The 11,385-nt window shown below is 43.2% G+C and carries 9 protein-coding genes; 1 reads left to right on the forward strand and 8 read right to left on the reverse strand.

The annotated features are described in order from the left end of the window. Positions 1-217: 217 nt before the first annotated feature. From VB740_RS20975 to VB740_RS20990, 4 genes are all read right to left on the reverse strand, one after another. Positions 218-2,599, reverse strand: coding sequence for a phosphoketolase family protein (locus VB740_RS20975; RefSeq protein ID WP_323201852.1), 2,382 nt, complete (start codon positions 2,597-2,599; stop codon positions 218-220). 280 nt (positions 2,600-2,879) lie between these two features. Next, entirely contained in the window at positions 2,880-3,500 is a 621-nt protein-coding gene (locus VB740_RS20980; protein ID WP_323201853.1) for a Uma2 family endonuclease, read from the reverse strand. Positions 3,501-3,563: 63 nt separating this feature from the next. Further along, positions 3,564-4,271 (reverse strand): ribosome maturation factor RimM, encoded by a 708-nt coding sequence (gene rimM, locus VB740_RS20985; RefSeq protein ID WP_323201854.1) that lies wholly within the window; start codon positions 4,269-4,271, stop codon positions 3,564-3,566. 35 nt (positions 4,272-4,306) lie between these two features. After that, positions 4,307-5,590, reverse strand: a complete 1,284-nt coding sequence (locus VB740_RS20990; RefSeq protein ID WP_323201855.1) for a valine--pyruvate transaminase — start codon at positions 5,588-5,590, stop codon at positions 4,307-4,309. Between the two features lie 418 nt (positions 5,591-6,008). Between VB740_RS20990 and VB740_RS20995 the strand changes: the two genes are divergently transcribed. Next, positions 6,009-7,118: an S-(hydroxymethyl)glutathione dehydrogenase/class III alcohol dehydrogenase gene (locus VB740_RS20995; RefSeq protein WP_323201896.1), complete on the forward strand. Its 1,110-nt coding sequence runs from the start codon at positions 6,009-6,011 to the stop codon at positions 7,116-7,118. A gap of 264 nt (positions 7,119-7,382) precedes the next feature. Here the strand turns inward: VB740_RS20995 and VB740_RS21000 are convergent, their stop codons facing one another. The 4 genes from VB740_RS21000 to VB740_RS21015 all read right to left on the reverse strand — a co-directional run. Beyond that, entirely contained in the window at positions 7,383-8,177 is a 795-nt protein-coding gene (locus tag VB740_RS21000) for a Tab2/Atab2 family RNA-binding protein (RefSeq protein WP_323201856.1), read from the reverse strand. A gap of 193 nt (positions 8,178-8,370) precedes the next feature. Further along, the gene (locus VB740_RS21005; RefSeq protein ID WP_323201857.1) at positions 8,371-8,640 is read right to left on the reverse strand and encodes a YciI family protein; all 270 of its coding nucleotides are present in this window, start codon (positions 8,638-8,640) and stop codon (positions 8,371-8,373) included. Positions 8,641-8,830: 190 nt separating this feature from the next. Next, a complete protein-coding gene (locus tag VB740_RS21010) occupies positions 8,831-9,982 on the reverse strand; it encodes an ATP-binding protein (RefSeq protein WP_323201858.1) in 1,152 nt (383 codons plus the stop codon). After that, positions 9,975-11,385: WD40 repeat domain-containing protein (locus VB740_RS21015; protein ID WP_416290306.1), on the reverse strand; the 1,411-nt coding region annotated here is incomplete at its 5' end. The genes VB740_RS21010 and VB740_RS21015, both read right to left, overlap by 8 nt.

Consider the following 11,385-nt stretch of genomic DNA (forward strand, 5'->3'; position numbering starts at 1 on the left):
ACAAGGATTTTGGTATTATGCAAAATCATTTTCATACATGGAATCAGCAACGCCTAAAATCTTTTATTTTTCTCAGCATTCCTGCACCTCTGCGGTTAAAGAGCAATTATTTTAACCACAGAAACACGGTTAACACAGAGAGAAGAGATTAAAATAATTCGTAGCGAAGAATTCTTCACTACGAATTACGAATTACGAATTACGAATTAGTAATTAGTTAATAGGGCCACTTCCAGTCACGAATTTCCGGCATATCGTCGCCGTACTTCTCAATGTAATGTTTGTGTTCGATCAGCTTATCTTGCAACTGCTGTTTGACATAAGCTGCCCTATATCCTAATTTTGGTACGCGATCGATTACGTCCATTACTAAATGGAAACGATCAAGCTCGTTAAGAACAACCATATCAAAGGGGGTGGTGGTAGTTCCCTCTTCTTTGTAGCCACGCACATGCAGCTGACTGTGGTTGGTGTGGCGATAGGTTAAGCGATGAATCAACCAAGGATAGCCATGAAAAGCAAAGATAATGTGTTTATCAGTGGTGAAAATCGTGTCAAAGTCTTTTTCGCTTAAACCGTGAGGATGTTCGCTTTTTGGCTGTAGTGTCATTAAATCGACTACATTCACCACCCGCACTTTTAACTCAGGGAAGTGCTGACGCAGAATGTCCACGGCCGCTAAAGTTTCTAAAGTGGGAATATCCCCAGCACAAGCCATCACTACATCTGGTTCACCGTCTTGGTCGTTACTTGCCCATTCCCAAATACCGATGCCTTTGGTGCAATGCTTGATAGCAGCATCCATATTTAGGTATTGCAATGCTGGTTGCTTTCCAGCAACGATGACGTTGACATAGTTGCGGCTTCTTAAACAATGGTCAGTTACCGATAGCAGAGTGTTGGCATCGGGGGGCAAATACACGCGAACGATCTCTGCTTTTTTGTTAACTACATGGTCAATAAAACCGGGATCTTGGTGGGAGAAACCGTTGTGGTCTTGCCGCCAAACGTGGGAGGTGAGTAGATAATTGAGGGAAGCAATTGGTTTACGCCAGGGAATATCTCTGGTCGTTTTCAGCCATTTGGCGTGCTGATTGAACATCGAATCAATGATGTGGATGAACGCCTCATAGCAAGAGAAAAACCCGTGGCGTCCTGTGAGGAGGTAGCCTTCTAACCATCCTTGACAATTAGTTTCGCTGAGAACTTCCATCACCCGACCGTCGGGGGAAAGGTGGTCATCTTCGGGAAGGTTCTGGGCTACCCAAGTCCGGTCTGTGACTTCTAACACACCGCCTAAGCGATTTGATACTGTTTCATCGGGGCCGAGGATGCGGAAGTTGCGGCTTTCTTGGTTAAGATGCATGATATCCCGCAGAAATTTTCCGGCAACTTGGGTAGCTTCAGCGATCGCTTGCCCTGGTTTGAGAACATCTACGGCATAGTCTTGAAAGTCAGGCATCTTCAAATCGCACAGCAGAAGACCGCCGTTAGCGTGGGGATTGTCACCCATGCGCCGATGACCTTTGGGAGCCAGTTCTCTTAGTTCAGGAATCAGCTTACCGTTGCTGTCGAAGAGTTCTTCTGGTTGGTAACTCTTCATCCAATCTTCTAGGATTTTCAGGTGTTCTGGCTGTTTAGCGATGTTGCTCAAGGGAACTTGGTGCGATCGCCAATAACCTTCGGTTTTTTTACCATCTACTTCCTTGGGCCCTGTCCAACCTTTGGGGGTTCTCAAAACAATCATTGGCCACTGAGGACGTTCAGTGAAACCATGTACGCGGGCTTCTCTCTGGATGTTTTGAATTTCGGCGATCGCTATATCTAGAGTCGCCGCCATCTGCTGGTGGACATCTGCGGGATCGTCACCTTCGACAAAGTAGGGCTTGTAGCCGTAGCCTACAAATAGGCTTTCTAATTCCTCATGACTGATCCGTGCCAGTAATGTTGGGTTAGCAATTTTATACCCATTTAAGTGAAGGATCGGCAGTACAGCCCCATCATGCACAGGGTTAAGAAACTTGTTGGAATGCCAGCTAGTTGCTAAAGCACCTGTTTCAGCTTCGCCGTCACCCACAACAGCAGCAACGATCAAGTCAGGGTTATCAAAGGCAGCGCCGAAAGCGTGGACAAGGGCATAACCTAGTTCTCCGCCTTCGTGGATCGAACCGGGAGTTTCCGGTGCAACGTGGCTGGGAATACCACCAGGGAAAGAAAATTGTTTGAAGAGTTTCTGGATTCCTTCTGCATCCTGGGAGATGTTGTGATAATACTCGCTGTAAGTGCCTTCTAGGTAGGTGTTGGCTACCAGTCCAGGGCCTCCATGACCAGGCCCAGCAATATAGATGGTGTTTAGGTCATATTTTTTGATGACCCGATTCAGGTGAACATAGATCAAGTTCAGCCCTGGTGTTGTTCCCCAGTGCCCCAAGAGTCTGGGTTTGACGTGTTCCAGCTTTAGCGGTTCTCTAAGTAGCGGATTGTCCAGTAGATATATCTGCCCAACGGAAAGATAGTTAGCAGCACGCCAATAGGCGTTTATCTTCTGTAATTCTTCATCTGTTAAAGGCTTTGTTTGTGGAGTTGTAGCTAATGTCATTTCGACACTCCATTACAAAAGGATTTTGACGGGTTCATCAGTAAGTAATTATACTTTTTTTCCAGATAATGGCCATCTACTCTTGATCAATTTTTCCAGCCTTTGTGACTAAATTCTTTGGCTTTGGCCAAAAGATGAAGAGCGATGTATTACGACTGACATAGCTGTGACTATTGATTAATACTATCAATTTGCATTTTCTTCAGTTTCATTTATCCATTGATAAATCAAGTTTCTTTATCCTCAAAATATGAATTAATAATTATTTAGCCAGCATATATTACGTTGAAGTATTACCCGCTTGAAAAATCTGTTGAGCAGTTAAATTTAGCTCTGAAAATGTTTGAGAATGAATGCGGTCTGTACCTCTAAACTTACTAACTTGATACTCACCTTCATCTAAAGAACAAACTAAGATAGTAGGTTGTTTTGGTTTGCCAATAAATTCCCTACCACCTAAAGCAGCATAATCAACAATCCAGTATTCAGGAATTCCCATCTCTTCATAATCTGCATATTTTTTGAGGTAATCATCACGCCAATTTGTACTAACAACCTCAACAATTACAGGAATTGATGCAGGTTGAATAACGGTAGATTCTTTCTTCCACAGAGGTTCATTTATTAAATTAGGGCGATTCAACAACAGTACATCTGGCGAATAACCTGATTCATTTACAGGTGGTTTGACAAGCACTGTCTTGGGTATGAAGTATGGGAGATTTAGACGGATACATTCTCTAGTCAGTTCAAAGGCTAAAAATCCTGTTACCTCTTCATGATCTCCTACAGGTTGAGGCATTTTAACAATTGTTCCGTTGTGCAATTCATAGCGCTCATTCTCTGGCTTCCACTTGACAAATTCTTCAAATGTTACGATTTTTGGTAAAGCTTGAGTCACGTCGCTTTGCTCCAAATTCAAAATTCAAAATTCAAAATTAATAATTTCCATTTAATTAATGATCTAATTATTAATTTCCAATAACCCAGGCGGTGGGGTAATTTCAATGCGATTAGATTTCAAGTCTACTACTGGTGCGATCGCTTCCACAAATGGAATCAAAACAGTTTTTTGCTTTTTGTCAGTAGCAAATGATTCATGCAACTTGACTTCTAACAAATCATTGCCAGCCGGGATGATATCTACCACTGTACCAACGAGTTCGCCAGATGCTTGCATGAAGACTTCCAAGCCAATCAAATCGAGGACATGGTATTCATCTTCGCCTAGTTGGGGGCGATCGCTTGCTGGCACCATTAACTTACAACCGCGCAACGCCTCCGCCTGATCGCAATTTTCCACGCCAGCTAATTTGATCACATACAAGTTTTTATTACTGATATAACGTCCTGTTAATAATTCGATTGGTTGCGGTTCTGTGTCACCTGAACGCAACAACCAACGTTTTCCCGGTACTTCAAATCTTTCGGGGAAGTCTGATACAGGATAAACCTTTAATTCTCCAGACAATCCTTGAGGGGAAACAATCTTACCAATTTCTAGCCAATTGTCGAGATTAGGGACTGGGGATTGGGTATTGGGAACTGGAGGCTGGGGACTGGGGATTGGGGATTGGGGACTGGATCTTTTTGATTTTCCTTTTCCTCCTCTGCTTTTCTGCGGTTCCGTGCCTTTGCTCCCTATCTCTTTGTTAGCTTGTTCGTGTTTCATTTTTAATTTTTAATTTTTAATTCCGCCTTGCGGTACTAGGCAGTCACCGCCGCACCTTTATAAGCTTCTTCAGCCACTTTTGCTAAACGTTGCATAGCAGTAGCTATCTCTTCATCCGTACCTGTAAGGCTGATGCGGAAGCATTGGTGTTTGTGCGCCCATTCTTCCTCTAAACCGGGGAAGAAGCTACTTCCTGGGACAATAATCACACCTACTTGCTTAACTTGCTGGTAAAATTCCCAGTCACTGATGGGTAAATCCTGTAACCACAACCAAGCAAAAATTGCTCCTTCACCGCGATGGAGGAACCAAGGTAAATCCTTGGGCATCGCTTCTTCTAAGCTGGTTTCTAAAACGGTAAACTTATTTTGGTAAAAGGGACGGATGACAGTGTGAGAAATTTCCACTAAAGCGCCAGAGTTAATTGCAAGAGCTGCGATCGCTTGGCCGTAACGTGAAGAATGGAGACTAATATTTGCTTGGAAACACTCCAGCACTTCAATCCACTTTTCATCCCCAATGGCAATACCAACCCTTTCTCCTGGTAATCCCGCTTTCGATAAACTCATGCAGTGTAAGATGTTATCACCAAACACTGGTGTCATTTCAGTAAAGTTCAATGCCGGGAAGGGAGGCGCATAAGCTGAGTCAATTAACACGGGTAGATTGTAAGGCGCAGCTAAAGCAGCAATCTTTTTCACCTCATCCTCAGTGAGGACATTACCAGTGGGATTACAGGGGCGAGAGAAGAGGATACAACCCGTATTTTCTGAAATCGACAGTTGGCTGAAGTCGGGGCGGTATTTAAATCGGTGGGCGGCTTCATCAATATCGAGAGTTGGTTTGTAAGCAGTTAAGGCTTTTGGAACTAAGGAGAGGCCGCCGTAACCTGTGTAGTCAGGGCTGAGGGGCAAAACGATTTGTTTTAACTCGCCGCTAGGGGTGTAGCCACCGAAGCTATTCACAGCGTAGAAGTAGAGGGTTTGACTGCCGGGGGTGATGAGGATATTGCGATCGCTTAAGTTTAACCCGTAGCGTTTGTTAAAATCATTAGCGATCGCTTCAACTAATGGTGCATAACCCTGACTTGAGCCGTAACGACAAACTACCTCACCATATTCGGGGCTAGCCAAAAGCTGTGCAGTACAATCCCGCCATAACTGCTCTACCTCTGGCAAAATCAACGGATTCCCAGCACTCAAATTAATAAATTGCTGCCCTGCACCCGCTCGTAATGTTTCGATAATATCCTTCATGATTGCTCTGACGCCAGTCAGGTTAGACATTTGAGCGCCAATTTGAGTTAGGGCAGGGTTCATAAGCTGTGACAAAATGTATTAATCGAGGGGTGGACAAATTATTTGGGGATTGCTGCTGACATTCAGTTTACATTGTTGTCAAAACAGCTGTTGCCGCCTTTAACCAATCTAGCCAGAGAATGATATTTTAACAAAGTAATATTTATCGTTATAGGGGCGATCGTTCTTAGTAAATACGATTAAGTGATACAAAAGTGTATCATACGCTCAATGGCTAGAGGGGACTGGGGAAGGAGTAGGGAGCAGGGGAGGCAGGGGGAGCAGGGGAGGATAAGGGAGCAGGGGATGATGAGGGAGATAAGGCGAATAATCAATGCCCCATACCCCATGCCCAATGCCCAATGCCCCATGCCCAATGCCCAATGCCCCATGCCCCATGCCCAATGCCCAATAACAAAACTATACAGGAGGGCTGATGTTGCAAGTTAAAGCAGCAGTAGCTTACAGCGCAGGTAAGCCGTTGACAATTGAAACCGTTCAACTATCGGGGCCACAAGCTGGCGAAGTATTAGTTGAGGTGAAAGCCAGCGGGGTTTGTCATACCGACGCTTTTACCCTATCTGGTGATGATCCCGAAGGTTTGTTTCCGGCTATTTTGGGGCATGAAGGCGCTGGTGTGGTAGTGGAGGTAGGCGCTGGTGTCACCAGTCTCAAACCAGGGGATCATGTAATTCCCCTATACACTCCCGAATGCCGCCAGTGCGAATATTGTTTGAGCTTCAAAACTAATCTTTGTCAAGCCATTCGCTTAACTCAAGGACGCGGTGTCATGCCCGATGGCACCAGTCGTTTTAGCATCAATGGGCAGATGATTCATCATTATATGGGTACATCAACTTTTGCTAACTATACGGTGCTGCCAGAAATTGCTTTAGCAAAAATTCGGGAAGATGCCCCATTTGATAAGGTTTGTTATATAGGCTGTGGTGTGACTACTGGTGTTGGTGCAGTCATCAATACTGCCAAAGTGGAACCGGGAGCAAATGTAGTGGTTTTCGGCTTGGGTGGTATTGGTTTAAATGTTATCCAAGCGGCGCGGATGGTGGGAGCGAATATGATTGTCGGGGTGGATATTAATCCCAGCAAACGCACCTTGGCAGAAAAGTTTGGTATGACGCACTTTGTTAATCCCCAAGAAGTAGAGGGGGATTTAGTTCCTTATTTGGTTGATTTAACAAAAGGTGGGGCTGATTACAGTTTTGAATGTATCGGTAATGTCAAAATTATGCGTCAAGCATTAGAATGCTGCCACAAAGGTTGGGGCGTGAGCGTAATTATTGGTGTTGCTGGTGCTGGACAAGAAATTAGCACTCGTCCTTTTCAATTAGTAACTGGGCGCGTTTGGAAAGGTTCGGCATTCGGTGGCGCGAGAGGACGTACAGATGTGCCGAAAATTGTTGATTGGTATATGGAGGGTAAGATAAATATTGATGATTTAATTACCCATGTGATGCCCATTGAGCAAATTAATGATGCTTTTGAATTGATGCACAAAGGCGAATCAATCCGGAGTGTGGTGACTTTCTAATTCGTAATTCGTAATTCGTAATGACGCTCCTGCGTCGCTAACGCTGCGCTAACGTAATTCGTAACTGATGCTTGTGTAGTCAGTACTGTATCAAATAAGGTTTAAATGTATTCCCCATTTTCCAACTTTATTTTTTCAACTAACTATAATTTGGGGAAAATTACAAGACCTTGAAAGGGCTGGTTCTAGGTAATTGTAATTGTGACTTCCATCGTCTTTTTTAGCTATAAAAACTAAGCGGACAAATATTTTTGACAATTAATATCAATCTTCTGCCCGCAACAACCAAAAGCCGCTATAAGTCATCCCGGAATCATCGGGTTGAACTAACAAAAAATGTAATCCTCGGCAATGTTTTTTCCGTTGTTCAAATGCTTGGGCTGCTGTTGTAACTTCTGGATCTTCAAAAGTAGCAACAATCCACCTGTCTACCAAGCTAGCCTCTAATACTAAGCCATCCGGTGCGCCAGATATGTAATTTAAGGCTACGGGACGGGCTTGCTGCAACCACCGCGCTAGGCGCATCGATTGCCGTCCACCATAAATTACCACACCAGGGACGGGTACTGTTGATGCTAAACCCAAATTGATGGGTTTGCGATGTTCTGGGAGGTGCAAAATGGGAATGGGGCGATCGCTAAATCTCGTTTCTACATCACTAGCAGCTAAACTTGCAAAACGCCATTGTTCTCCCCAAAGGTTTTCTGGTAATGGTGCTGGGGGTGGTTTATCCAGCGTTGAGGGATATTGCTTTTCTTGTAACCACTGCTTTAATGCCAAAGTGTGGCGGGTAGGTTCGACATTAATACTTAAATTACGTCCAGCCGCCTCAATTAAGCTGAGAGACTGAGGACGAAACACCTGGATCACATCTGGCAATTTTTCACCTGCGGCTAGTTCGAGTTGAGCAGCTACCCAATTAGAGTTTGCTGCTGACTGGAGACAGGTGGCTTCATACTCAAAGCTGCGAGTTGCGTCACAAATCAACAACTCCCATAAAACTTGTCCAGATGCATCTGGCAACGGACGACGATAAAAATCAACCTGCCAAATTTTCATTTATTTCAAATCAAAAGCGTCAATCGCCTTTTCTATTCAGATTACTCCCTTTGGGCCATGAGATTACTTATAGCAGTTTTCAATTGCTTGGATTACACACAATTCTTCGGGGCGCAAGGCCTTGCGCCCTTACATACTCTATGGGACGCTTACGCGAACGCGGAGCGTGGGATGTTTTTTTAACTGGAAGTCCTTAAAAAGCTTGAATCCATTCTTTGACAGAATATTCAGTCCAAATGCCATTTTTCCAGTAGGGGTCATTTTCAATCAACTGGCGTACAGTGGCTTCATCTTCGGCTTCGTAAATCCCAAAAACTTTTGTAACATCTTTGGTAGGGCCAATAGTAATCAGCACACCAGATTCTTTCTGTTTTGCTAATCCGTCTAAATGAGCTTCACGGTGGGGGGTGCGTTTTTCAAGAACGTCTTCGCAGTAAGTTCCCCAAAGTACATATTTAGGCATAATTATTGCTTATTACTCCTACTCTTTAATAAGATATTACTCTGCCAAGAGTTTAAGTCGATCTGCTTTTAAAATGAGATTTTTTCAAATAAACCCTTAAATGCTTTCAGCCTCAATTTCTCTATAAAGGGGTTATGGCGGTTCCCATGCGTATGTGGTGAAACATTATATCGCAAGGTGTGAGGTGTTCTCAAAAGTTAGACTCTATTTGTTGCCTCAACCAATCACGAAAACTAGGATGATAAATACTATAGTGGATTTCTGCTCCTATTGATTCTAAATGTAAAAACTCTCGCCACTTGTCTAAAATTACCTTGATTTCATATTCATCTGTATCTAATCTTTCTGCTATGATTTCTATTGCTATTGATTGCTCTTGAACTAAGATATTTAACACCTGTAAAGCTATTGGTTGCTTTTTAATGCTTGCTAAATTCATCTTTTCTAAATGATTTTGGTAACAAATTTGTAAATTTGGGGGGTAAATATCCTCATTAATAGCTGCTAAGATTTCTTTAACATACAGAAAATTGGTTTCATCATTAAAACCTGGCTTTGTTATGTTGAGCGAAACATCTCCGGGATTCTTCTCTTCGCTAAGGCTATGCACCCTACGGTAAGCCGCGGAAGCGTCTACAGAATGACATGATTCATTTAAATAATTTTTGATATATTCCTGGATATCAGCACGATTTTGTTCAGGGTAATTTGATAAATCTAAAGATTGGGCTGGATTTTCAATTAATAAACCTGATTTATCTGTTAAAAAAGGACGACGGCTAAGAATAAAATAAACTTTTTCAGGTAGATAACGGGGTAAATAGAAAATATTGGAGCCTCGTGGTTGATTGTTGATATCAATCCGATCGCAGCCATCTATAGTAATAATTAAACGTTGTTCTGGATGCAATCTATCGCTGATTTGTTGCAATAGTAGCGATAAAAACCCGCTGTCTTCTGTGGTAGAATCAGGAAACTTAGCGGTGAGATTATTTCGACTCTGCTCAACACAAGTTGTACTACCTTGATTTTGAACGATTTCTATTAATTGAGTGCAAATCGTCGTCAGAAATTCCTCAATGCGATTTTTTCCTGCAATTTCGATATTGTAATAAACAACGCCAGGATTTTGGCTGACATAATGGGCAAGAATAGCACTTTTACCAATACCAGGATCGCCAATAATAGTAAAGTAGCCCCGGTCAGATTGATTGAGAAAGTTGTTGATAGCAGAAAATACAAATTCACGACCGACAAAGTTTTGATTTTTAGCGTTAATGATTTGCTTAAATTCTGGGGGATAGCTGGGGATATTGATTGTATTTTGAGTAATGTTATTCATTTTCTGAACCCCCTTCTAAACGGAGGAAATGAACCCGCCCTGAACTTTCACCTGCTGCAATTATCAATCCATCTGGGGAAATAGCACAGCAATATATATAACTTTCACCAGTAAAAGTAGAGATTTCCTGTGCTGTGTCTAAATCCCACAATTTCAGGGTGTGGTCAGCAGAAGCAGAAACAGCTTTTTGACCATCTGGGGCGTTGGCTTTGACCACCGCAGGCATCGCTACTCCTTTTACCCAGTGGTTATGACCAGTCAGGGTAGAGATTTCCGTTCCTGTCTCTAAATCCCACAGTTTTAAGGTCTTGTCATCTGAAGCAGAAACAGCTTTTTGGCCATCTGGAGCGATCGCAACTGCATTTACTGAGTCGTTATGACCTCTCAGGGTAGAGATTTCCTTTCCTGTCTCCAAATCCCACAGTTTCAGGGTGGTGTCACTAGAAGCAGAAATCGCAGTTTGACTATTTGGGGCGATCGCTACTGCATTTACCGAATCGTTATGACCTCTCAGGGTAGAGATTTGCCATCCTGTCTTCAAATTCCACAGTTTCAGGTTATTAGAAGCAGAAATGGCTTTTTTTCCATCTGGGGTGATGGCTACTGCATTTACTGAACCTCTATGATCTCTCAGGGTAAAGATTTCCCTTCTCGTCTCCACATTCCACAATTTCAGAGTCCACAGTTTCAGAGTCCACAGTTTCAGGGTGTTATCACTAGAAGCAGAAACCGCTGTTTGACCATCTAGGGTAATGGCTACTGCATTTACCGAGTCGTTATGACCGCTTAGGGTAGAGATTTCCCTCCCTGTCTTCAAATTCCACAGTTTCAGGGTGTTGTCACTAGAAGCAGAAACCGCTGTTTGACCATCTGGGGTAATGGCTACTGCATTTACCGAGTCTTTATGACCGCTTAGGGTAGAGATTTCCCTTTTCGTCTCTAAATCCCACAGTTTTAATAGTTTCAGACGGCCTCTCAGGGAAGAGAAATCTCTTGCTGTCTCCAAATTCCACAGTTTCAAGGTGTTGTCACTAGAAGCAGAAACTGCTGTTTTGCCATCTGGGGCGATCGCTACTGCTGTTACCGAGTCTTTATGACCTCTCAAAGTAGAGATTTCCCTACCCGTCTCCAAATCCCAGAGTTTCAAAGTCCACAGTTCCAGGCTATTAGAAACAGAAATTGCTGTATGACCATTTGGGGTAATGACTACTGCTGTTACCGAGTCTTTATGACCTATCAGGGTAGAAATTTCCTTTCCTGTCTTCAAATCCCACAGTTTTAGGGTGTTGTCACCAGAAGCAGAAACGGCTGTTTGACCATCTGGGGTAATGGCTACTGCATTTACCGCGTCGTTATGACCTCTCAGGGTAGAGATTTCCTTTCCTGTCTCCAAATCCCACAGT

The organism is Nostoc sp. UHCC 0251, assembly GCF_034932245.1.
Taxonomy (GTDB): domain Bacteria; phylum Cyanobacteriota; class Cyanobacteriia; order Cyanobacteriales; family Nostocaceae; genus Nostoc.